Origin of the sequence: Klebsiella sp. MBT K-1, assembly GCF_002556465.1 — a bacterium.
Lineage (GTDB): Bacteria > Pseudomonadota > Gammaproteobacteria > Enterobacterales > Enterobacteriaceae > Klebsiella > Klebsiella grimontii.
Genome location: NZ_PDEL01000006.1, coordinates 262,322 through 283,536 on the forward strand (window position 1 = coordinate 262,322; position 21,215 = coordinate 283,536).

At 57.9% G+C, this 21,215-nt stretch carries 22 protein-coding genes; 6 read left to right on the forward strand and 16 right to left on the reverse strand.

Annotation, left to right across the window (positions count from 1 at the left end; all coding sequences use genetic code 11):
- Positions 1-6 precede the first annotated feature (6 nt).
- The 3 genes from phoQ to CMQ96_RS11105 all read right to left on the reverse strand — a co-directional run bounded on the left by phoQ (position 7) and on the right by CMQ96_RS11105 (position 2,675).
- A complete protein-coding gene (phoQ, locus tag CMQ96_RS11095; RefSeq protein WP_024359527.1) occupies positions 7-1,473 on the reverse strand; it encodes a two-component system sensor histidine kinase PhoQ in 1,467 nt (488 codons plus the stop codon).
- Positions 1,470-2,144 carry a two-component system response regulator PhoP gene (gene phoP, locus CMQ96_RS11100; protein WP_004101181.1) on the reverse strand — a complete coding sequence of 225 codons (675 nt, stop codon included), beginning with the start codon at positions 2,142-2,144 and terminating at the stop codon, positions 1,470-1,472. The genes phoQ and phoP overlap by 4 nt, the downstream gene beginning before the upstream one ends.
- A gap of 84 nt (positions 2,145-2,228) precedes the next feature.
- Positions 2,229-2,675 (reverse strand): helix-turn-helix domain-containing protein, encoded by a 447-nt coding sequence (locus tag CMQ96_RS11105; protein WP_064411137.1) that lies wholly within the window; start codon positions 2,673-2,675, stop codon positions 2,229-2,231.
- A gap of 100 nt (positions 2,676-2,775) precedes the next feature.
- Between CMQ96_RS11105 and CMQ96_RS11110 the strand changes: the two genes are divergently transcribed.
- From CMQ96_RS11110 to CMQ96_RS11120, 3 genes are all read left to right on the forward strand, one after another.
- Positions 2,776-4,005, forward strand: coding sequence for an MFS transporter (locus tag CMQ96_RS11110; protein ID WP_098066804.1), 1,230 nt, complete (start codon positions 2,776-2,778; stop codon positions 4,003-4,005).
- A gap of 87 nt (positions 4,006-4,092) precedes the next feature.
- On the forward strand, positions 4,093-4,899 hold the full coding sequence (locus CMQ96_RS11115; protein ID WP_049130909.1) for an AraC family transcriptional regulator: 807 nt from the start codon (positions 4,093-4,095) through the stop codon (positions 4,897-4,899).
- An 82-nt stretch (positions 4,900-4,981) separates the two neighbouring features.
- Complete coding sequence (locus tag CMQ96_RS11120) at positions 4,982-5,344, forward strand: cupin domain-containing protein (protein ID WP_098066805.1); 363 nt, start codon at positions 4,982-4,984, stop codon at positions 5,342-5,344.
- Positions 5,345-5,398: 54 nt separating this feature from the next.
- Here CMQ96_RS11120 and purB read toward each other — a convergent pair whose 3' ends face one another.
- Genes purB through rluE form a run of 5 tightly spaced genes read right to left on the reverse strand, consistent with a single transcriptional unit; the run spans position 5,399 to position 9,766 of the window.
- Complete coding sequence (gene purB, locus CMQ96_RS11125) at positions 5,399-6,769, reverse strand: adenylosuccinate lyase (RefSeq protein WP_098066806.1); 1,371 nt, start codon at positions 6,767-6,769, stop codon at positions 5,399-5,401.
- Between the two features lie 3 nt (positions 6,770-6,772).
- On the reverse strand, positions 6,773-7,414 hold the full coding sequence (gene hflD / locus CMQ96_RS11130; protein ID WP_004138343.1) for a high frequency lysogenization protein HflD: 642 nt from the start codon (positions 7,412-7,414) through the stop codon (positions 6,773-6,775).
- Positions 7,415-7,473: 59 nt separating this feature from the next.
- A complete protein-coding gene (mnmA, locus tag CMQ96_RS11135; protein ID WP_004138341.1) occupies positions 7,474-8,580 on the reverse strand; it encodes a tRNA 2-thiouridine(34) synthase MnmA in 1,107 nt (368 codons plus the stop codon).
- A 38-nt stretch (positions 8,581-8,618) separates the two neighbouring features.
- On the reverse strand, positions 8,619-9,095 hold the full coding sequence (locus CMQ96_RS11140) for an NUDIX hydrolase (RefSeq protein ID WP_049085859.1): 477 nt from the start codon (positions 9,093-9,095) through the stop codon (positions 8,619-8,621).
- Positions 9,096-9,115: 20 nt separating this feature from the next.
- Positions 9,116-9,766: a 23S rRNA pseudouridine(2457) synthase RluE gene (gene rluE, locus CMQ96_RS11145; RefSeq protein WP_098066808.1), complete on the reverse strand. Its 651-nt coding sequence runs from the start codon at positions 9,764-9,766 to the stop codon at positions 9,116-9,118.
- A gap of 236 nt (positions 9,767-10,002) precedes the next feature.
- Here rluE and icd point away from each other — a divergent pair, with 236 nt between their 5' ends.
- Entirely contained in the window at positions 10,003-11,253 is a 1,251-nt protein-coding gene (gene icd, locus CMQ96_RS11150; protein ID WP_004131480.1) for an NADP-dependent isocitrate dehydrogenase, read from the forward strand.
- A gap of 155 nt (positions 11,254-11,408) precedes the next feature.
- Here the strand turns inward: icd and CMQ96_RS11155 are convergent, their stop codons facing one another.
- Together CMQ96_RS11155 and CMQ96_RS11160 are read right to left on the reverse strand one after the other, a co-directional pair.
- Positions 11,409-11,795 (reverse strand): tautomerase family protein, encoded by a 387-nt coding sequence (locus CMQ96_RS11155; RefSeq protein WP_004138337.1) that lies wholly within the window; start codon positions 11,793-11,795, stop codon positions 11,409-11,411.
- A gap of 5 nt (positions 11,796-11,800) precedes the next feature.
- Positions 11,801-12,103: a carboxymuconolactone decarboxylase family protein gene (locus CMQ96_RS11160; protein ID WP_024359522.1), complete on the reverse strand. Its 303-nt coding sequence runs from the start codon at positions 12,101-12,103 to the stop codon at positions 11,801-11,803.
- Between the two features lie 100 nt (positions 12,104-12,203).
- Here CMQ96_RS11160 and CMQ96_RS11165 point away from each other — a divergent pair, with 100 nt between their 5' ends.
- Positions 12,204-13,088, forward strand: coding sequence for a LysR substrate-binding domain-containing protein (locus CMQ96_RS11165; RefSeq protein ID WP_098066809.1), 885 nt, complete (start codon positions 12,204-12,206; stop codon positions 13,086-13,088).
- 70 nt (positions 13,089-13,158) lie between these two features.
- Here the strand turns inward: CMQ96_RS11165 and CMQ96_RS11170 are convergent, their stop codons facing one another.
- A complete protein-coding gene (locus tag CMQ96_RS11170; protein ID WP_098066810.1) occupies positions 13,159-14,943 on the reverse strand; it encodes a sensor domain-containing diguanylate cyclase in 1,785 nt (594 codons plus the stop codon).
- 75 nt (positions 14,944-15,018) lie between these two features.
- Positions 15,019-16,206 (reverse strand): HD-GYP domain-containing protein, encoded by a 1,188-nt coding sequence (locus CMQ96_RS11175; protein WP_024359519.1) that lies wholly within the window; start codon positions 16,204-16,206, stop codon positions 15,019-15,021.
- A gap of 278 nt (positions 16,207-16,484) precedes the next feature.
- Here CMQ96_RS11175 and fraE point away from each other — a divergent pair, with 278 nt between their 5' ends.
- A complete protein-coding gene (fraE, locus tag CMQ96_RS11180; RefSeq protein WP_004138332.1) occupies positions 16,485-17,528 on the forward strand; it encodes a fructose-asparagine asparaginase in 1,044 nt (347 codons plus the stop codon).
- 36 nt (positions 17,529-17,564) lie between these two features.
- On the opposite strand, the gene fecE is transcribed toward fraE, so the two are convergent.
- Genes fecE through CMQ96_RS11200 form a run of 4 tightly spaced genes read right to left on the reverse strand, consistent with a single transcriptional unit; the run spans position 17,565 to position 21,180 of the window.
- Positions 17,565-18,332, reverse strand: coding sequence for a Fe(3+) dicitrate ABC transporter ATP-binding protein FecE (gene fecE / locus CMQ96_RS11185; protein ID WP_049130898.1), 768 nt, complete (start codon positions 18,330-18,332; stop codon positions 17,565-17,567).
- Entirely contained in the window at positions 18,333-19,286 is a 954-nt protein-coding gene (fecD, locus tag CMQ96_RS11190) for a Fe(3+) dicitrate ABC transporter permease subunit FecD (protein WP_098066811.1), read from the reverse strand. It abuts the gene before it with no gap.
- The gene (gene fecC, locus CMQ96_RS11195; protein WP_098066812.1) at positions 19,283-20,281 is read right to left on the reverse strand and encodes an iron-dicitrate ABC transporter permease FecC; all 999 of its coding nucleotides are present in this window, start codon (positions 20,279-20,281) and stop codon (positions 19,283-19,285) included. Before fecC ends, fecD begins: the two co-directional genes overlap by 4 nt.
- Positions 20,278-21,180: a Fe(3+) dicitrate ABC transporter substrate-binding protein FecB gene (locus CMQ96_RS11200; protein ID WP_098066813.1), complete on the reverse strand. Its 903-nt coding sequence runs from the start codon at positions 21,178-21,180 to the stop codon at positions 20,278-20,280. The genes fecC and CMQ96_RS11200 overlap by 4 nt, the downstream gene beginning before the upstream one ends.
- Positions 21,181-21,215 lie beyond the last annotated feature (35 nt).

Genomic DNA, 21,215 nt, shown 5'->3' on the forward strand with positions numbered 1-21,215 from the left:
ACTGTTTTAGCTCTCTTTATCTTCGAGGGTCTGACGGCCAAAAATCACTTCCATGCAGGCGCCGCCGAGAAGGCTGTCCTCGGCCAGGATACGGCCGTCGTACTGGGCAACGATATCGCGGGCAACCGAGAGGCCCACGCCCTGCCCGGGGCGCAGCGTATCGGCGCGCTGGCCGCGATCGAACACCGCGCTGCGCATCGTTGCCGGGATCCCCGGGCCATCATCTTCAACCAAAATATGCAGATGATTGTCGTTGGTCTGACGAACGGAGACTTCCACAAACTCCAGGCAATATTTGCAGGCGTTATCGAGAACGTTGCCCATGACTTCCATAAAATCGTTCTTTTCGCCGACAAAGCTAATTTCCGGCGAGATATCCAGGGTAATGTTCACGCCTTTGCGCTGATAGACTTTGTTCAGCGCCGAGGTCAGGCTGTCGAGCAGCGGAGCGATGGGGTGCAGTTCGCGGCTGAGCAGCGAACCGCCGCTGCGCATGCTGGCGCGATGCAGATAGTAGCCAATCTGCTGCGAGATGCGGCTAATCTGCTCCAGCATCACCGGTTCTGCTTCGTTGACGCTCAGCTTCTCGCCGCGCATGGAACGCAGCGTGCTCTGCATCACCGCGAGAGGGGTTTTCAGGCTGTGGGTGAGGTCGGTCAGCGTCGTGCGGTATTTATCATAGCGTTCGCGTTCGCTTTTCAGCAGGCGGTTGAGATTGCTGACCAGCCGCGTAAGCTCCCGGGTGGTGTTCGGGTTGAGCATCTCGCGGTGATGCTCCTCCAGTTCGCGCACCTCTTTGGCCAGCGATTCGATAGGGCGCAGGCTCCACCACGCCGCGACCCACAATAGCGGGATCACCAGCAGCAGGTTGGCTGCCAGGACGTAAATAAACCAGCTCCACACCATATAGGAGCGCTTCAGCTCCACCGGAATGGTGTCGACAACCACGATACTGAGCTGCGGCATGGTGCTGGTGGCCGGATAGATGTTGATCGCCACCGAGTGGGTCATCTCGGAGCCGTCGTCCTCTTCCCGGATGGCGTCCAGCTGTTGCTGAATCTCATGATTGTTGTGCTGCAGCATACTGCTGCTGTCTACGTCGGCCTCAATCTCATGAAAGCCGTTATTTTTGAGCCAGTCAGGTTGAATACGCTTGACGAGCCACGGAACATCGCGCTGCGCCCACAACAGCTGGCCGTGAGCGTCGTAAATCAGCGTTACCGTGGGGCTCTGCATATTGAGGTTATCGGGAATATCAACTTCGATGGTGTTGTTTTCCCACTTCGCCAGCATATAGAACAGGTTGCTCTCGCCGCGCAGCAGGCGGAAGGTGGTTTTATCGAAGCTAACGCTATATCCCACCAGCGCGACCATGCCATAGGAAAGCGATAGCACCAGCACCACGGCGGCCGTTGCCAGCAGAAAGCGGACGCGCAACGACAGCGGCAGAATATGCCGCAGTAGCCCTTTCATCCGCGCAGTTCGAACAGATAGCCCTGGCCGCGCACGGTGGTAATCACATCCTGCGGATACTCAGCCTGTATTTTTTTGCGCAGTCGTCCCATCAGCACATCGATAGTATGGCTTTCGCGCAGCTCGGCGTCGGGATAGAGCTGCAGCATCAGCGAATCTTTGCTGACCACTTTGCCCCGGTTGCGGATCAGGGTTTCCATAATGGTGTATTCAAATGCCGTCAGCTTGATGGGCTGGTCGTTGACCGACAGCTCGCGACGCGATAAATCCACCTGGAAAGGCGGTATGGAGATGACCTGTGACGCCAGGCCGCTGTTACGCCGCAGCAGCGCCTGCATGCGGGCCGCGACCTCTTCGATATGGAACGGCTTAGTGACGTAATCATCCGCGCCGGCGCTCAGCACCTCGACTTTATCCTGCCAGCCTTCGCGCGCGGTCAGCACCAGCACCGGCACCGACACGTCGTGGCTGCGCCAGCGACGAATCAGCGAAAGGCCGTCTTCATCCGGCAGGCCAAGGTCGACGATGGCGATGTCCGGAACATGTTCACCCAGATAGTAATCCGCTTCCTTTGCGTCTTCCGCCGCATCGACCTGATGTCCCAGCTCCTGCAGCTGAACTTTCAGGTGATGGCGCAGGAGAGCGTTATCCTCAACCACGAGTACGCGCATGCCCGTTCTCCATTTTATTTATGATTTGAATAGTTTAGCGCTTATTATACACCTTTAACATAAACAGCTGTTAAATAAAGAATTTTATTTGATTTTTTGTACCTCAGTCTCGTGAGGCATCAGGACGAGTCCGTCTTCGGCCGCGGGCGACATCATGGGAACCGGGCGCAGCGTACGTTTATCGATCAGGACGGAATGGGGTTCGTCAGGGGCAAACAGATGCTGCTCTCCCCACTGGCGTAGCGCAACCACCACAGGGAACAAACGCTCCCCCTTTGCCGTCAGTACGTATTCCTGATAAGCCGTGCCGTCCGAGGCGGCTTGCGTCGTGAGGATACCTGAATTTACCAGTTTGTGCAGACGGTCAGAGAGAATATTACGCGCCATACCGAGGCTTCGCTGGAAATCGCTAAAGCGGCGCATACCATCGAAGGCGTCGCGCACAATCAACAAGGACCAGCGATCGCCGATAATATCCACGCTTCGGGCGACGGGGCAGGTTTCGTTTTTCATTTTTTCACGCGCAGGCATGGGCTCTCCAAACGGTCGGGTAAAGTAGTTGCATTTTAAAACTCCCTGTTCTAGCCTACAACTAGTTTTATTTTGAAACTAGATTATTAAGGCTGGAATCATGAAAGCGTCAATGTTATCCCCATCGCTAATAGACCCGGAAACGGTTATGCCGCGTAGCCTGGTGTGGCTGTTTGCTCTCGCCAGCGGGTTGAGCGTGGCGAACGTTTATTACGCACAACCGCTGCTCGACGCGCTGGCGCGAGATTTCGCCATCAGCGACGCCGCGATTGGCGGGGTGATTGCGGCGACTCAGATTGGCTGCGCGATGGCGTTGCTCTTGCTGGTACCGCTGGGCGACAGAGTCAATCGCCGCCGCCTGATAGCGACGCAGGTTTTTCTGTTGATCGCTGCGCTGACGGCGGTGAGTCTGGCGTCCACCACCGTGATGCTGTTGGGCGGCATGCTTGCCGTTGGCCTGCTGGGTACCGCAATGACCCAGGGGTTGATCGCCTATGCCGCCAGCGCCGCTTCGCCCCATGAACAGGGACGCGTGGTGGGCGCCGCGCAGAGCGGAGTCTTTATCGGGCTGCTGCTGGCGCGGGTATTTTCAGGGGGCGTAAGCGATCTCTTCGGCTGGCGCGGGGTATACATCTTTGCCGCTTTACTGATGCTGGGCATTGCGCTGCCGCTGTGGCGTCGGCTGCCGGTGTTAGCGGTAGCGTCGACCCCCCTGAGCTACCCGTGCCTGTTGGCATCGATGCTGACTCTGCTGCGTCAGGAAAAAGTGCTTCAGGTGCGCGGCGTGCTGGCGTTACTGATGTTTGCCGCCTTCAATATCTTCTGGAGCGCGCTGGTTTTGCCCTTGAGCGCTCCGCCCTTCGGCTTTTCGCATACGGAGATCGGCGCCCTGGGCCTGGTGGGGGCTATCGGCGCCCTGGCGGCGGGGCGAGCCGGTAAATGGGCCGATCGCGGATACGGGCAGCGCACCAGCGCCGTGGCCCTGGTCATGTTGCTGGTGGCCTGGTGGCCATTATCGCTGATGGCATGGTCGCCAGCGGCGCTGTTGGCTGGCATTGTGCTGCTGGATCTCGGCGGTCAGGCGCTGCATGTCACTAATCAAAGCATGATTTTCCGTACCCGACCCGAAGCGCACAGCAGGCTGGTCGGTCTGTATATGCTGTTTTATGCGCTTGGCAGCGGTTTGGGGGCGGTTAGTACGACCGCGGTATATGCGCGCGCGGGATGGCAGGGCGTTTGCCTGCTGGGGGCATCGGTCAGTCTGCTGGCGCTGCTGTTCTGGTTGATGACTCGGGGCGTGATGACCAACCATAACGGTGGTGAAGGGTAGCGGAGAACGAGCGGCGATGTTAATTTTTTGTGTAATATAGCGGAATAGCGGATGTCGTTTTTAATGGCGCGCGGGAGCGTAAATCACATGCCACAACAGAAACGTGCGGATTGGGTCCGCCTGGCCCAGTCGCCCGCGCATATTGAGCGTATCGAAGCCTTTTTCGGCGGCCACGGTTATGAGCCTCACCGGCATGATACTTACGCCATTGGCCAGACGCTCTCCGGCGTGCAGCGCTTTCACTATCGCGGCGGCCTCCAGCACAGCCTCCCCGGTGGGACGATGGTTTTGCACCCCGATGAAGTCCATGACGGCGAGGCAGGGACCGAGGAGGGGTTTCGCTACCGGATGGTGTACATTGAGCCCGCGCTGATTCAAAAGATCCTTGGCGGTAGGCCGTTGCCCTTTATCCCCGGGGGAATATCCAGCGATCCGCGCTTGCTGCACGCCGCGCTGCCGTTGCTGAAAGACGTCAATGCCCACTTCGCGCCTCTGGAGGAGGAGGACGCGCTGTACGATCTGGCGCAGACCCTGGCCGCCGTCGGCGGCCAGCGCTTTCGACGCCGGGCCTTCGATTACCCCGCTGCGGAAAGGGCCCGGGAGTATATCCACGCCTGTTTTGCGCAGAACATCACCCTCGACACTCTGGCGAACGTCAGCGGCAGAGACCGCTGGAGCCTGAGCCGCGATTTCAGGGCGCTGTTTGGCGCCAGCCCCTGGCGTTATGTGATGATGAGGCGCCTCGAATTTTGCCGCCAGCGGATGCTGGCAGGGGATAATCTGGCGGATATCGCAGCCCACGCGGGCTTTGCCGATCAAAGCCATATGACGCGCCAGTTCATCAGCCGCTTTGGCCTCTCTCCCGGCCGCTGGCTGAAGTTTGTCCGCCCCTGACGCGCCGCAAGTTGCACAATCGTTCAATCTCTGCGGTAGGGAGTTATCTATGCTGACAGCCTTTATCACAAGGAGTCAGCTCATGTATCAATCGATTAATATTGCTCAGAAATTCACTCTCTTTACCGAGCAATGGCAGCCGAAGGTGGTGGCCGAAATGAATGATTATCAGTTCAAGGTGGTCAGGATCCTCGGCGACTTTATCTGGCATAGCCATCCGGAAACGGATGAAACCCTGATTGTGCTGGAGGGCGTGCTGCGTCTGGATTTTCGCGATAAGCATCTGTTGCTCCAGGCCGGCGAAATGATCGTGGTGCCTCGGGGCGTTGAGCATAAAACCTCGGCGGAAACCGAAACCAAACTTATGCTGATCGAGCCGCGCGGCGTCCTGAATACCGGGCATGAGGGCGGAGATCGGACCGCGGTGAACGACGTCTGGATTTAACGATCGCGGGGGCAGGGAAACCCTCTTCCCAGAGCGGAAAGAGGGTGGAAAGGTTTACTTCAGTTCATCAACCATGGTGGTCGCGCGGCCGATGTAGTTGGCCGGGGTCATCGCCTTCAGGCGAACTTTTTCATCTTCCGGCAGCGGCAGGCTATCGATGAATTGCTGCATTCCTTGCGCGTCGACGCGCTTGCCGCGGGTCAGCTCTTTGAGCTTCTCGTAAGGTTTCTCGATGCCGTAGCGGCGCATCACGGTCTGGATCGGCTCGGCAAGAACTTCCCAGTTGTGGTCCAGCTCATCCAGCAGACGATCCTGGTTCAGTTCGAGTTTGCTTATGCCTTTGAGCGTGGATTGATAAGCGATCAGCGCGTAGCCGATACCCACGCCGAGGTTACGCAGGACGGTGGAGTCGGTCAGGTCGCGCTGCCAGCGGGAAACCGGTAGTTTGCATGCCAGATGCTGCATCACCGCATTAGCCAGACCGAGGTTGCCTTCGGAGTTCTCGAAGTCGATCGGGTTCACTTTATGCGGCATGGTGGAAGATCCGATTTCGCCGGCAATCGTTTTCTGCTTGAAATGGTTGAGCGCGATATAGCCCCAGACGTCACGATCGAAATCAATCAGGATAGTGTTAAAGCGCGCGACGCAGTCGAACAGTTCGGCGATATAGTCGTGGGGTTCAATCTGGGTGGTGTACGGGTTCCACTGGATACCCAGCGAGGTGACGAACTCTTCGCTGAACTGGTGCCAGTCGACTTCCGGGTAGGCGGCGATGTGGGCGTTATAGTTACCCACCGCGCCGTTGATTTTGCCAAGGATTTCAATCTGATTCAGCTGACGATACTGGCGCTCCATACGGTAAGCGACGTTCGCCATCTCTTTCCCCATGGTGGATGGCGTGGCCGGCTGGCCGTGAGTGCGGGAAAGCAGCGGGATATCGCGATATTGCACCGCCAGGTCTTTCACCGCGTCGATCAGCTTGCGCCAGTAGGGCAGGATCACTTCGTCGCGAGCGGTTTTTAGCATCAGCGCGTGGGACAGATTGTTGATGTCCTCGGAGGTGCAGGCAAAGTGGATAAACTCGGAGACCGCGTGCAGTTCAGCGACATCGGCGACTTTTTCCTTAAGGAAATACTCAACCGCTTTGACGTCGTGGTTGGTGGTGCGCTCGATGGTTTTGATGCGCTCTGCATCTTCTACGCTGAAATCAGCGACGATTTTATCAAGGTAACCGTTTGCGTCGGCAGCAAAAGCAGGAACTTCCTTGATCGCTGCGTGCGCGGCCAGTTTTTGCAACCAACGCACTTCTACCTGAACGCGGAATTTCAGCAAACCGAATTCGCTGAAGATACCGCGCAGCGCGCTGACTTTGTCGCCGTAGCGGCCGTCGACTGGGGAAACGGCGGTCAGTGAGGATAATTCCATAGATCACAACTCCGGGGTTAAATGAGCAAGAATTTGTTTTGCCTGGTTAACCAGACGATGACGAGAAAACATCAGCTGCAGGCGCCCGCCGCCGACCTGGTGCCAGAGCACCGCGGAGCGAATTCCGGCCAGCAGGGCAGAGCGAACCTTCGCCTGAACCTGAGGGCTTTGCAGCACGGCGGGAGAGCCGGTCACCTGAATCCGCGGGCCCAGCGGGCTAATGACATCAACATAGATGCCGGCCATCGCGCTGAGCAGCGTCTCGGATTGCAGATCGAAATGTTCAAGCTGACGGCGCAGGCCACCGATACGGTTGCCGAGGGTATCCATGGCCCCCTTGCTGGCGGCAAGCTTACGCTCCAGCACCATCAGGCTTAAAGTATAGCGGGTAAGTTCGGCGTTCAGCCCCTGGCGGCTGCTGGTATTCAGCACGCCAATAAGGGTCTCCAGCCCGAGGCGAAGATTGGCTTCGCTACCACCGAACACCGCCAGCGTTGAATCCGGATCGAGGTCGATGATGCTGTTCAGCGACACATGCAGAGCATCGCTATCGCAGTGCCCCTGGTGCGCCAGTTCCTGAACCAGACGCGCGGCCTGGCAAACGCCGGCCAGCGCCAGCGTAATGTCATAATAATTCTTCGCCACACATTCTCCTTATAAACCGCCAAATGCCCGAGCGGCGCATTCAGCGGCTGAAATGTCTGTCAAGCCGGCAGCGGCAAGCGCTGTTCGATAATCCCGCCGCCGAGGCAGACTTCGCCGCGGTAGAAGACCGCAGACTGGCCCGGCGTCACGGCGGCAACCGGCTCATCAAAGATGACTTCAATGCGGTCGTCATCCAGCGCTTTAACGCTGCAGGGGATATCGGTCTGACGGTAGCGGGTTTTCACCGTGCAGCGCAGCGTGCCCGTAACCGGCTCGCGATCGACCCAGTGCAGCTGTTGGGCAATCAGCCCAACGGACATCAGACGCGGATGGTCGTGGCCCTGGGCGACAACCAGAATATTGTTTTCGACGTCTTTGTCGACCACGTACCACGGGTCTTCGCCGCCGTCTTTGATACCGCCGATGCCAAGGCCTTTACGCTGCCCAAGGGTGTGGTACATCAGGCCCTGATGCTCGCCAACTTCGTCGCCGTCAACGCTGATAATTTTTCCCGGCTGAGCGGGCAGGTAGCGGCCAAGGAACTCACGGAATTTGCGTTCGCCGATAAAACAGATACCGGTCGAGTCTTTTTTCTTCGCGGTAATGAGATCCAACTCTTCGGCGATTTTACGCACCTGCGGCTTTTCCAGCTCCCCCACCGGGAACAGGCTTTGCGCGATCTGTTCGTGGCTTAGGGTATAAAGGAAGTAGCTCTGGTCTTTGTTACCGTCGAGGCCGCGCAGCAGCTGGCTCTTGCCGTTAACGTCGGCGCGGCGCACGTAGTGTCCGGTAGCGATGTAGTCGGCGCCGAGGTCTTCTGCGGCAAATTCGAGGAAAGCTTTAAATTTAATTTCTTTGTTACACAGAATATCCGGGTTCGGCGTGCGTCCGGCTTTGTATTCTTCAAGGAACAGTTCGAATACGTTGTCCCAGTATTCTGCGGCAAAGTTAACGGTATGAAGTTCAATTCCCAGCTTATCGCAAACGGCCTGCGCGTCGGCAAGATCCGCCGCTGCGGTGCAGTATTCCTCGCCGTCGTCTTCTTCCCAGTTCTTCATGAACAGGCCTTCCACCTTATACCCTTGCTGGAGCAGCAGGTAGGCGGAAACTGAGGAATCAACCCCGCCGGACATGCCGACGATCACTTTTTTCTGGCTTTCTGACATTGGAATACTCATTACATTGAACTTCGAGGCGGCGTATTCTAGCACGCGTCCTCGGTTGAGGCACCCCCTGTAAACGGCCAGTTAAATTCACCGATGAGCGACAGCGGGTAGCGCGGATCCTGCTGATAGCTGCGAATGCTCTCAGCAACCAGTTGAGAACGCAGGTTTGTTGCGTTAAGAATTTCCTCAGCGCTAAGCCACAGGCAGCGATCGATATCGCTATCATGGGGCTCGGTGGCGCACGTATCGTTAAGCTCGATAGTAAAGAGGAAGCGCAAAAATGGGGTGCGATCCGGGGCTATCCACTGATGCAGGCGAAGAAAGTGCTGCGGCGTGGCGCGAATGCCGGTCTCTTCCCAGAGCTCGCGCTCTGCGGCCTGAACCAGCGTTTCATCGGCTTCGAGGTGGCCCGCAGGCTGGTTCCACAGCGCTTTTCCGTTGATCGTCTCTTCAACAACGAGGAATTTGCCTTTCGCGTGAACCACGCAGGCGACGGTGACGTGCGGTTTAAACATTGATTTTCCTTAGGCTACTGTTAATCAATTTTGCGCCATTCGCCGTTGGCCAGGCCATCCAGCGTATAGCCGCCCATCGCGTAGCGAATCAGACGTAGCGTCGGAAAGCCGACGTGGGCGGTCATCCGCCGCACCTGGCGGTTGCGTCCTTCATAGAGGGTGATTTTAAGCCAGCTGGTAGGGATGGATTTGCGCTCGCGAATGGGCGGATTTCGCGGCCATAGCCACTCTGGCTCCGCCACCCGCTCGACTCCCGCAGGCAGGGTGGGGCCGTCATTCAGCGTGACGCCGTCGCGAAGGGCGGCCAGCGCGTCCGCCGTGGGTTCGCCTTCCACCTGGACAAAATAAATCTTTCCGGTGCGCTTGCCCGGCTGGGTGAGGGCCGCCTGCAGCGCGCCGTCGTTAGTCAGCACCAGCAGGCCTTCGCTATCGCGGTCCAGCCGACCGGCAGCGTAGACGCCGGCAACCGGAATAAAATCTTTAAGCGTGCTGCGTCCGGCTTCATCGGTAAATTGCGGCAATACATCATATGGTTTATTGAACAAGATCACAGTTTTTGGCTGGCGTTCTTTGCGTTGTCTGGTGACTTGTTGCGTGCTGAATCGCTCAACGCGATGTTTTCTAAAAGAAGTTTTTTGCATGGTATTTTCAGACTCAATCAATTGCCGCATTATAGCCTAATTACGAATGCCTTTCATGGACGCAAACATTCAGGTAGTATTGACATGCTCATTACAACTTATTAACAAAAAGGTTGCTCAAACCGATTCGCATTACAGGAAGGCGACACGGACGCGAAATCTCCGGTTAGCGGGATATTCCGATGACGGGAGTGGGCGAATAAAGCCAACGCCCGGCTAGCGTGAAGAGGGAAGAGCAGAACCAGAAGCGCTCGAAGGAGAGGTTAATGGAAAGCAAAGTAGTAGTTCCGGCGGAAGGTCAAAAAATCACCCTGCAAAACGGCAAGCTGAACGTCCCTAATAACCCGATTATCCCGTTCATCGAAGGCGATGGTATCGGCGTTGACGTGACTCCGGCGATGCTGAAAGTGGTTGATGCTGCCGTCGAGAAAGCCTATAAGGGCGAGCGTAAAATTTCCTGGATGGAAGTTTACACCGGTGAAAAATCGACCCAGGTTTATGGCCAGGATGTCTGGCTGCCTGCCGAAACTCTTGATCTGATTCGTGAATATCGTGTTGCTATCAAAGGCCCTCTGACCACGCCAGTCGGCGGCGGTATCCGTTCTCTGAACGTTGCCCTGCGTCAGGAACTGGACCTCTACGTTTGCCTGCGCCCGGTTCGTTATTATCAGGGTACTCCGAGCCCGGTTAAACATCCTGAACTGACCGATATGGTTATCTTCCGCGAAAACTCCGAAGACATCTACGCCGGTATCGAGTGGAAAGCCGATTCTGCCGAAGCGGATAAAGTGATCAAATTCCTGCGCGATGAAATGGGCGTGAAGAAAATTCGCTTCCCGGAACATTGCGGTATCGGCATCAAGCCGTGCTCTGAAGAAGGTACCAAACGCCTGGTTCGCGCCGCCATTGAATACGCCATCACCAACGATCGCGATTCACTAACCCTGGTGCACAAAGGCAACATCATGAAATTCACCGAAGGCGCATTCAAAGACTGGGGCTACCAGCTGGCACGCGAAGAGTTCGGCGGTGAGCTGATTGACGGCGGCCCGTGGCTGAAGATCAAAAACCCGAACACCGGGAAAGAGATCGTCGTGAAAGACGTTATCGCCGACGCCTTCCTGCAGCAGATCCTGCTGCGTCCGGCGGAATACGATGTTATCGCCTGTATGAACCTGAACGGCGACTATATCTCTGACGCCCTGGCGGCGCAGGTTGGCGGTATCGGTATCGCTCCGGGCGCGAACATCGGCGACGAGTGTGCACTGTTCGAAGCGACCCACGGTACTGCGCCGAAATATGCCGGCCAGGATAAAGTGAACCCAGGTTCTATTATTCTGTCCGCTGAGATGATGCTGCGCCACATGCAGTGGTTCGAAGCGGCAGACCTGATCGTTAAAGGCACCGAAGGCGCAATCGCCGCTAAGACCGTGACCTATGACTTTGAACGTCTGATGGAAGGCGCTAAGCTGCTGAAATGTAGTGAGTTTGGCGACGCGATTATCGCGAATATGTAATCCAGTCTCTGGGTTAGACAAAAACGGGAGCCGATGGGCTCCCGTTTTTTTTTACACCTGAATGATAAGCCTGGCGCCGTTTTGCACAATGCGTTGGTCAGTGAGAGTCCTGGGTAGTCGGCCCGGCCAGGTAAAACGATACGGCATCACCATCATCACGCCTCCTCGGAGAGCAGCAGCCCGTGGCTGAAACTCCACTCATCGGCGGTATTGAACTGCATCATCACCATCACATCATCCGGACTAATATGCAGTTTCGTCTGCAGCCGCTGGCACAGGGTACGGCAGAAGTTCCTCTTCTGCTCCACTGAACGAGGCTTACCTGCCAGAAGATGGAACTGAATAAAACTGTCGCTGCGGCCAGCGCTTTTATAGCGGCGGTCGAACACATGCTGGTTCGCCGGCAGCCGTTCGAAAACCTGAAAGCGATCGTGGGGCGGGACGGCAAATTCTGTTTCAAGGCTCTGTTGCAGAATGTCGGAAATCTGCATGATTTGCGTATCGTTATAACTCTGATGGAGGCTAATGCGGGTAAAGGGCATCGGCGTTACTCCTCTTGCAGGCATTCGAGGGCGGAAACCGCCGCGGGCCAGCCGGCGTAGAATGCCAGATGGGTGAAAACCTCAACGATTTCTTCACGGGTCAGGCCATTTTGCTGGGCGAAGCGGATATGCCAGGGGAGCTGCTGAACGCGGCCCAGCGCCGTCAGCGCGCCGAGCGTCACCAGGCTGCGCTCGCGGGGAGAAAGCGGTTCACGCGTCCAGATATCATTAAAAAGTACATTCTGACTCAGCTCGGCTAGCTTCGGCGCGATGCGAGCCAGGGTTTCACGATCGAGGGGGTTGGCCATCGTTATCTCTCCGTATTGACAATAACGTCATTCTGGCGCGCTGTTTCAATCCTGAAAATTGAATTATATTAGACCGTTCATCCCGTTTATCAGGACAATTATGAACAAGCTCCCACTCACGTTCGATCTCGACGCGCTGCGCAGTTTTGTCACCGGTATTGAATGCGGCAGCTTTGCGCAGGCGGCAGGTCGCCTCTGCCGTTCAACCTCGGCGGTGAGCGCTCAGCTGAAAAAGCTGGAGCAGCAGTGCGGCACCGCTCTGGTGGAGAAGAGAGGCCGCCACCTGGCGCTGACGCAGAATGGCGAGATAATTATGGGCTATGCCCGGCGTCTGCTGGCGCTGAACGATGAAGCGCAGCGAGCCCTGCAGGGCGAACTTTTGCAGGGAGAAATACGCATTGGCATGCAGGAGGATTTTGGCGAGTCGCTTATGCCCGGCATCCTTGGCGAGTTCAAGCGTCACCATCCAGGAATGCGAATTATTGCCCGTGTCGATCGCAACCGGGCGCTGCTCAACGCGCTCAATGACAATATGCTTGATATGGCGCTGCTGTGGCAGCCGGAGAGCGCGCAGCGTGAAGGCAAACCGATCGGCCAGAGCCGGCTGGAGTGGATAACCCATCCGCAGCTGGATATTGCCGCGCTGCTGGCGGAGGGCAAGCCGTTACCGTTGGTGATGCTGGACAGCCCGTGCCTGATGCGTTCCCGCGCCATCGACTGTCTGGACCGGGCCAACATCGCCTGGCAGGTGGTGTTTATCAGCCATAGTCTGAGCGGCATCTGGGCGGCGCTGCAGGCCGGACTGGGCATTACCGTACGTACGCGCATCGGCATGCCCGGCAACCTGCGCGTGGCGGGAAGCCTGCTGCCATCGCCGGGGAATCTCGGTATTACGCTGACGCACGGCCAGGGGAACGACGGGGTTCACGGAGCGCGGGCGCTGTTGGGGCAACTGATGGAAGACGCGCTATTAAGCGCGATGTGAGCGTTATTCACCCGCGCGTCGGCTTTCATAGCACGGGTGAATAGGGCATCTTCGCCTTCTGGAACGCGGCTCAATCCGCCTTTAACATCCCAAAACTCACAATTCTCGACCGCCCCAGCTCTTTGGCCCGGTAGAGCGCTGCATCGGCCGCGCGCAGCAGGCTGTCGCTTTGCGTATGCTGGGGGTAGCTGGCGATGCCGATGGAGACATCGATCTGGCCAATCTCAGCGAGGCCGTAGCGTAGGGTTAGCAGGTGCACGCTGTTATAGATATCGTTCGCGCAGACCATCGCGGTCTGTTCATCGGTTCCACCCAGCAGCACCAGGAACTCTTCGCCGCCATAGCGGAAGGCCATGCCGATATCGCGCACCGCGCGTTGAATAATCGCGGCGACGCTTTTGATCACCAGGTCGCCCGCCTCGTGACCGTAACTATCATTAATCGCCTTAAAGTGATCGATATCGATCATCAGGCAGCTCAGCGGCGTGCCGTTGCGAACCGCCAGATTCATCTGGGTATGCAGAGCGTCATCCAGGTGGTGGCGGTTACGCAGGCCGGTTAATGAATCAAACAGCGCCTTTTCCAGCAGCGCGTTGCGCAAACGCTGATTCGCCAGCGCCAGACCCAGCGCTTCGGCCATCAGTTCAAGATAGGCGCGGGAAGGGGCGGTCGCGGAAGTAACGTTGCTGAAGGAGAGCAGGCCAATCGCTTCTCCCTGCGCAATCAGCGGCACGCATAGCGACTGATTAGCCTGCGATTCCGACAGGTGATAACAGGCGATATCCGGCTCACCGTTGACCGGCGGATGGCTCAGCCCGCGCCGCACGGCCCAGCAGTTATCCGGATGAAAGACGTCCGCTTCAAGCGGCGGAGAAAGCCACTGCGCCACGCAGCGCATCTGCCAGGGATCGGTATCAAGAATATACAGTCGCCCCGGGATCGCCGGGGCGATATTCGGCGCGAACAGTTCGGCAACCTTGATCACGTCCTCGAAGGATTCGCAGCCCTGTAAACGCTGGGTCATCCGCGCCAGCAGCTCGCGGACCGCCCAATCGGCGTCGCGCTCTTGTTCCAGCCGCTGGCGCGCCAGCCCGTTCTCGCGAAAGATGCGAATGGCCTGGGCCATATCGCCAATTTCATCAATCTGGGTAAACTGCGGCGTTTCAACCGCGTAATCCTGCGAGGCCAGCCGCTGCACGACATCGCTCAGACGGACGACGGGATACAGCACCCGCCGCTTAAGAATAAAGCCCAGCACAAACAGGAACATCAGCGCCGTGAGCCCAACCATGACCTCAGAGAGCGTACGCCAGATCCGCGATTTCTCCGTCGCCTCGGCAATGGTTTTATTCACCCGGCCTTCGAGCATCAGGCGAAAGTGGTCAAGCTGCGTCTGGACCCGCTCGAGCTCCTGCTCATAGGCGGTGCCGTAAAGCAGGTTGACCGCCTCTTTTTCCTCGCCCCTGGCAACCTGCGCCAGCGCCGTCCGCTGCTCGTCCTGGAGTTCATCGGCCATCTGTAACCCCTCGCGCAGCAGCGCCAGCTCTTCAGTGGTTGCGCCATTGTCTTTCAGCTTTACTAGCCGGCGTTCAATGGCGGTGATGGCCTGAGTTTGCTGCCGGTACTCCTGCAGCACATCCTGATTTTTTTTGATGATGTAAAGTCGCGCGAGATCGGAAAGCTCCCAGGCGCCGCTTTCCACTTCTTCGCTTAGCTGGTCGAACACCTGGCGTTGTTCGACGGCGCGGCGTTCGGCATTATCCGCACTTGAAGCCATCAGCATTGCGATGCCTGAGGCGAGGGTCAGGGCGACGGTGATCCCGTAGGCCCAGTTGGTCATGGTGGCGATTCTCACCGAATATTCCTTGCGTGCAGATGAATTATTTTGTTTTTATCGTTGCGCACCGGCTTCACCAGAAAAAGCCGGTGATTAAGGGGGCAGCGTGTGAGTAATAATAGCGTGCAGCGCTTCGGCATGCTGATGCAATATGCGATACACATCTTTATCCAACGCGCCATTTATAACATCACTCTCTATCAGCTGTAACGCTTGCTGACGGCGCATTCCTGGGCGATAGGGGCGGTCTTCGGTCAGCGCGGTGAATATATCCGCGATGGCGATAATCCGATCCGGTAGTTGCAGGTAATCCTCATTGAGATGAAGCGGATAACCGCTGCCATCCAGTTTTTCATGATGGTTTGCGGCCCAGTTAATTATCTCGCCGAGTTCGCTGAAGGTGCTAAGAATTTCGCCGGTCATATAGCTATGCTCGCGAACCTGAAGCAACTCTTCGTCGTTCAGCTCACCCTGTTTCTCGAGGATTGCCAGCGGAATATACACTTTGCCGATATCGTGCAAATAACCGGCAATCTCAATCTTCCTGCACTCCAGATCCGGCAGACTCATATAAGCGGCGAGGGCGCGCGAAATTTGACCAACCTTCAGACTGTGGCTGGCGGTAAAGCTGCTGTAGGTATCGACAATTTTGGCAATAAGTAGACAGATATCTTTCAGTCCGTCGATATCGATATACACATCGTTGATGGGGCCGATGATTTCCAACATTCGCTGAATATGTCCGGGATTAAGATGCAGCCAAAAATGCTCTTTTTCTGCGAGCTGGCACAAGGTCTGACACAGCGGCGGGTCGATCGCCTGGTAAAGCGCGCGGAAGTTATCAATACTCATATCGGTTTGATAGGTGGTTGCGCTCTTATCACCAGGGAGCTGGCGTTCAAAAACGTCGGCAAAATAGACAATATGCTGTTCGAGGCTGCCTCTGTGGTTTGGGCTAAAATGGTGATCGCGGATAATCGGCAGGATGGGGGCCAGGGTGGCTAACCCGGCCAGCATTTCGGCTCCCCGGTGCTGATGTGGGTCATTGAGGTTATCGATGGCGTTCAGCGACGAAAACGCCCTTTTATCGCCCAGCACGCCAATGTCGTGCAGCAGCGCGGCGCAAAAGATAGTTTGCTGCTGCCGGCGCGATAGGCCCGATGCCTGCGCAAGCTCCAGCGCAATCAGCGCCGTGCGTTGCATATGCAGGTGTAATTCGGGATTAATTACTTGTATGACGCGGGAGGTAAGCATCAATGCTGATTTTAAGGCGATACGCATCGTTTTCTCCATCGCATTACCCGCATCGTGTTGGTCTATTTCGTTGATAGCGATGCCGACACGACAAAATAGATTGAATAAGTTGATTCTGATTTCGCTTTTATGTCATGCCCGTTTTTAGCGCGTTCCTGCACCAAAGTAGCGCTCAGGACGAAGTAAAAATCCTTTTTTGTCTGATAGTTAATCACTTTTAACAGGTAAAATATATTAAATCCTGGCAAGCCGTTTGCATTCTCTCTGCGCGAATATATTTAATATCTATTTTGGGATGAGTCATGATGAATTTTAGAGCATTACTGGCAATTACGTTACTGACGATAAGCGCTTTTGCATTTAGTGATACGCGTCTGCCGCATATCGTTATCCTGGCGACCGGAGGAACGATTGCCGGTTCGGCAGCCAGCAATACCCAGACTACCGGGTACAAAGCCGGCGCGATTGGCGTCCAGACGCTGATTAACGCCGTGCCTGAGATGAGCAAAGTCGCCCGCGTTGACGGCGAACAGGTTGCCAATATCGGCAGCGAAAATATGACCAGCGACATTATTCTCAAGCTGTCAAAACGCGTCAATGAGCTGCTGGCCCGCGATGATGTCGACGGCGTGGTGATTACCCACGGCACCGATACTCTGGACGAGACGCCTTACTTCCTCAACCTGACGGTAAAAAGCAATAAACCGGTAGTCTTCACGGCGGCGATGCGTCCGGCCACGGCCATCAGCGCCGACGGCCCGATGAACCTGCTGGAAGCGGTGACCGTGGCGGCCGATCCGCAAGCGAAAGGCCGCGGCGTGATGGTGGTCCTCAATGATCGCATTGGCGCCGCGCGTTTTGTTACGAAGACCAATGCCACAACGCTGGATACCTTCAAGGCGCCGGAAGAGGGCTATCTGGGCGTTATCGTGAGCGGCAAACCGCAGTTCGAAACGCGCGTGGATAAAATTCATACCGTGCGCTCGGTTTTTGACGTCCGCCAGCTTAACGCGCTACCGAAGGTAGTCATTATTTATGGCTATCAGGATGACCCTGAATATATGTATGACGCGGCGATCGCGCACCATGTAGACGGCATTATCTATGCGGGCACCGGCGCGGGATCGGTCTCCGTACGCAGCGCGGCGGGGATCGAAAAAGCGGAAAAAGCCGGTATCGTGGTGGTTCGCGCCTCGCGCACCGGCAGCGGCGTCGTGCCGGTTGATGATGGCCAGCCGGGGCTGGTATCCGATTCGCTCAACCCGGCAAAAGCGCGCATCCTGCTGATGACGGCGCTGACGCAAACGAAAAATCCGCAGGTGATCCAGCAGTACTTCCACACCTACTGATTAACTTCGGGTAGGGCGCAGGGCGCCTTACCCGGGTTATTTCACCACGCACATCGGGCGCTGCGACACCGGCTCCGGGTGAATTTCCGCTTCCAGGTGAAAGATCTCCCGCAGCATCTCCGGCGTCAGCACCGTTTCCGCTGAACCTTGAGCCCGCACCTGCCCCCCTTCAAGCACCACCAGATGATCGCAGTAGCGGCTGGCCTGGTTGAGATCGTGCAGCACGGTAACCACGGTTTTTCCCATCCGCTGCAGCTCGCGCATCAGCGTCATCAGTTCCACCTGATGATTAATATCCAGCCAGGTCGTTGGCTCATCGAGCAGCACCAGCGGCGTATCCTGCGCCAGCAGCAGCGCCAGAAAAGCCCGCTGCCGCTGGCCGCCGGAAAGGGCGGTCAGCGGCTGTTCCGCCAGCGCAGCGATGCCGGTGCGCTGTAGCGCGCTGTCGACCAGCTGTCGATCGTGCTCTGTAAGCCGACCCCATAGCGGTAGCCACGGACTGCGGCCATAGCCGACCAGCTCGCGTACGCTGACGCCTTCCGGAACGTGATGCTGCTGCGGCAACAGCGCCAGTCGGCGCGCCAGCTGACGCACGGAGAGGCGCGTTAAGGCGACATCACCGAGCCAGATCTCGCCGGCGAGCGGCGTTAGCAGGCGGGAGAAACACTTCAGCAGCGTTGATTTACCGCAGCCGTTTGGCCCCAGCAGCGCGGTGATTTTGCCGCCGGGCAGCGTCAGGTCGAGATGATTGATAACGTGTTTGCCGCCATAGCCGGCGGTGAGCTTTTGGGTTCGCAGTTCCATTTAACGCATTCTCACAAGCAGCCAGATAAACCAGGGCGCGCCGATAATCGCCGTCAATACGCCTGCCGGCAGCTCAAGCGGCGGATGCAGCGTTCGCGCCAGCAGATCGGCGAGTAGCAGAACCAGCCCGCCCGTCAGCGCGGACAGGGGCAATAAATAGCGGTGGCGACCGCCGAACAGGCGACGCACAAGATGCGGCACCACGAGGCTGATAAAGGCGATGGGTCCGCAAACCGCCACGCCGATCGACGCGAGGGCGACCGCCAGCGTCAACGCGTAGCCGTTAAGCCGGCGCACGTTGACGCCGAGGGTTCCCGCGCGGTCGCGGCCTAACGCCAGTAGGTCAAGATCGCGGCTGAGGGCGAAGCTTAAGGGCAGCAAAATCGCCAGCAGGGGTAGGGCGATGACGACGAACGAACCGTCCCTGCCCCACAGGCTGCCGGTCAGCCACAGCAGCGCGTTGTTGATCTCCTGCGGCCGGGAAAGTAAGAGGTAATCGGTCACGCTGGCCCAGCAGGCCGACAGCGCGATGCCGGTGAGCGCCAGGCGCATTGGACGGGAAAACCCGGCAAGCGCGATCGCGATCGTCATCGCCGCCATCCCGCCGATAAAGGCCAGCAGCGGCAACCACGGCAGGGGCAGGGACGGCAAAAACCACAATGCGGCCACCGAGGCCAGGCTCGCCCCGTGGTTAATTCCCAGAATGTCCGGCGAGGCCAGCGGATTATGCACCACACCCTGAACCAGCGCCCCGGAAACGGCCAGCGCGGCGCCAATAATCAGCGCCAGCACGACGCGCGGCAGGCGATATTGCATAAGGACATAGTGATACTCGCTGTCCGCATGCCACCCGCCGAGCAGCACTCGCCACGGCAGCGGGATCGCGCCCATCCGCAGCGAAAAGAGGGTTAACAGCGTCAGCGCGAGCAGTAAAAAAACGATGCGTCGTCTCATCCCCGCCTCCTGACCAGCCAGACAAAACAAGGCGCCCCGACCAGCGCCAGCACCGCGCCCGCCGGCAGTTCACCTGGCCAGGCCAGCGCTCTGGCGAGAATATCGGCCAGCAGCATAAGCAGGGCGCCCAACACCGCGCTCATGGGTAGAAGAAAACGATGATCGTGACCTGCGCAAAAGCGCGCCAGATGCGGAACCAGTAGGCCAATAAAGGCCACCGGCCCGGCGACGCTGACGCTGGCGCCGGTAAGCAGCAACACGGCCGCGTTGATAAGCAGGCGCAGGCGCGGCAAATTCACTCCCAGCGAATGGGCCGCGGTATCGCCGACGTTGAGCAGATTAAGCGCGTTGGCCAGCAGGAATACGCCGGGAGCAATGAGCGCGAAAAAAGGGAAAAGCTGCCAGAACTCGGCCCAGCGCACGTGAGAAACGCCGCCCGCAAGCCAGGTCAGAATGCCCCAGGCGCGATCTTCCGCCAGCAGCAGGGTCATTCTGCTCAGAGCCATGCATAGCGCCGAAAGAGCAATACCGGCGAGGATCAGCCGATGGCGATCCAACTGCTGGCGCCAGCCGCCGCCGGCGGTCATCACCAGCAACCAGCTTAGTCCGCCGCCGCAGGCGGCTATCAACGCCAGCGAAAAGCCTGCCAGCGGCGCCGGACTGAAGGCGCTGGTCAGCGCCATCGCCAGCGCCGCGCCGCTATTAATGCCCAGCAGCGAAGGCGACGCCAGCGGGTTATGGGTGAGCGTTTGCAATAAGGCCCCGGACATTGCCAGCGAGGCGCCGAGCATTATCGCCACCAGGCTGCGGGGCAGGCGCAGGTTAAGCACCAGCGCCTCCGCAAGCGCAGGCGTATCTGGCGCCAGCAGGGCGTGAAGCGCGTTTAACGGCGAAATCGGGATCGGCGAATAGCAGAACAGGCTCAACCAGAACAGGCCGGTGAGCGCCAGCAGCGGCAATCCCCAGATAAAGGGCGCGCGATGGAAGAGTTTCATGGCGCGATATCGACGGCCTGGTGGTGGACGATTTTCACCATATCGCTGGCGATACGCTCGGCGGCAACGATCCCGCGCATCCGCGCCCAGCTGTCGCTATCGACGGCGGCGACCTGCTGTTTTTGCTCGGCCTGCAGCATTAGCCACAGCGCGTCCTGCTGCCATTTTGTGACGATGCTTTCAGCGCGGTAGTGGGCGACCAGCAGCCATTGCGGATTTAGCGCCAGCAGCTGTTCGAGATTTATCGCCGCCATCGGCGCGCCGCCGTTCGGCAGCGGAACCTTCAGGCCAAGGGCCGCCAGCACGCTGCCGGTATAGGTTTGCGATGAATGAAGATTAAACTGCTGTTCGCGCGAGGTGCCAAACAGCACGCTGGCGCCAGCCGGCAGCTGACGGGAAAACGCCGCCATTTTTTGCCGGTGCTGCGCCAGACGCCGCTGCATCTCCTCGTCCTGACCCACGACTTTGCCGATAATCGCCGCGGACTGCAGGTTCTCTTCCCAGGTTTCATTGCGCGATTTCAATAGCAGTACCGGGGCAATCTGCCGCAGGGCGGCGTAGATCCCGGCATGGCGGCTGCTATCGGCAACGATCAGGTCGGGATGCAGCGCGCTGATTGCTTCCAGCGAAGGCTGAGCGCGGGTGCCCACCGACTGCCAGGGCTTCAGGCGCGCGCGTACGTCCGACAGAATACGCGACGGATCGTTGTCATCGGCCACGCCAATCGGGCTGACGTTGACCGCCGCCAGCGCGTCGACGAAGGAGAGCTCAAGCACGACGATGCGCTGCGGCGTTTTATCAAGCGTAAAGCGACCGTGCTCATCCTGCACGGTGACGGCGAATACCGGGCCTGCCAGAAACAGCAGGCTGAAAATACACAGGCGAACAAGGCTAAACATAATCAACTCCCGTTTTCCGGACAGGGCGCTAATAC

What these genes read in the sequence shown, in the direction of transcription:
- CMQ96_RS11200 (WP_098066813.1), bottom strand. Translation starts at nt 21,180, where the DNA reads ATGTTTAGCCTTGTTCGCCTGTGTATTTTCAGCCTGCTGTTTCTGGCA.
- CMQ96_RS11160 (WP_024359522.1), bottom strand. Translation starts at nt 12,103, where the DNA reads ATGGCCAACCCCCTCGATCGTGAAACCCTGGCTCGCATCGCGCCGAAG.
- purB (WP_098066806.1), bottom strand. Translation starts at nt 6,769, where the DNA reads ATGGAATTATCCTCACTGACCGCCGTTTCCCCAGTCGACGGCCGCTAC.
- CMQ96_RS11140 (WP_049085859.1), bottom strand. Translation starts at nt 9,095, where the DNA reads ATGTTTAAACCGCACGTCACCGTCGCCTGCGTGGTTCACGCGAAAGGC.
- CMQ96_RS11175 (WP_024359519.1), bottom strand. Translation starts at nt 16,206, where the DNA reads ATGCGTATCGCCTTAAAATCAGCATTGATGCTTACCTCCCGCGTCATA.
- fecC (WP_098066812.1), bottom strand. Translation starts at nt 20,281, where the DNA reads ATGAAACTCTTCCATCGCGCGCCCTTTATCTGGGGATTGCCGCTGCTG.
- icd (WP_004131480.1), top strand. Translation starts at nt 10,003, where the DNA reads ATGGAAAGCAAAGTAGTAGTTCCGGCGGAAGGTCAAAAAATCACCCTG.
- fecD (WP_098066811.1), bottom strand. Translation starts at nt 19,286, where the DNA reads ATGAGACGACGCATCGTTTTTTTACTGCTCGCGCTGACGCTGTTAACC.
- fecE (WP_049130898.1), bottom strand. Translation starts at nt 18,332, where the DNA reads ATGGAACTGCGAACCCAAAAGCTCACCGCCGGCTATGGCGGCAAACAC.
- CMQ96_RS11165 (WP_098066809.1), top strand. Translation starts at nt 12,204, where the DNA reads ATGAACAAGCTCCCACTCACGTTCGATCTCGACGCGCTGCGCAGTTTT.
- CMQ96_RS11120 (WP_098066805.1), top strand. Translation starts at nt 4,982, where the DNA reads ATGTATCAATCGATTAATATTGCTCAGAAATTCACTCTCTTTACCGAG.
- phoP (WP_004101181.1), bottom strand. Translation starts at nt 2,144, where the DNA reads ATGCGCGTACTCGTGGTTGAGGATAACGCTCTCCTGCGCCATCACCTG.
- fraE (WP_004138332.1), top strand. Translation starts at nt 16,485, where the DNA reads ATGAATTTTAGAGCATTACTGGCAATTACGTTACTGACGATAAGCGCT.
- CMQ96_RS11110 (WP_098066804.1), top strand. Translation starts at nt 2,776, where the DNA reads ATGAAAGCGTCAATGTTATCCCCATCGCTAATAGACCCGGAAACGGTT.
- rluE (WP_098066808.1), bottom strand. Translation starts at nt 9,766, where the DNA reads ATGCGGCAATTGATTGAGTCTGAAAATACCATGCAAAAAACTTCTTTT.
- CMQ96_RS11105 (WP_064411137.1), bottom strand. Translation starts at nt 2,675, where the DNA reads ATGCCTGCGCGTGAAAAAATGAAAAACGAAACCTGCCCCGTCGCCCGA.
- phoQ (WP_024359527.1), bottom strand. Translation starts at nt 1,473, where the DNA reads ATGAAAGGGCTACTGCGGCATATTCTGCCGCTGTCGTTGCGCGTCCGC.
- CMQ96_RS11115 (WP_049130909.1), top strand. Translation starts at nt 4,093, where the DNA reads ATGCCACAACAGAAACGTGCGGATTGGGTCCGCCTGGCCCAGTCGCCC.
- CMQ96_RS11155 (WP_004138337.1), bottom strand. Translation starts at nt 11,795, where the DNA reads ATGCCCTTTACCCGCATTAGCCTCCATCAGAGTTATAACGATACGCAA.
- mnmA (WP_004138341.1), bottom strand. Translation starts at nt 8,580, where the DNA reads ATGTCAGAAAGCCAGAAAAAAGTGATCGTCGGCATGTCCGGCGGGGTT.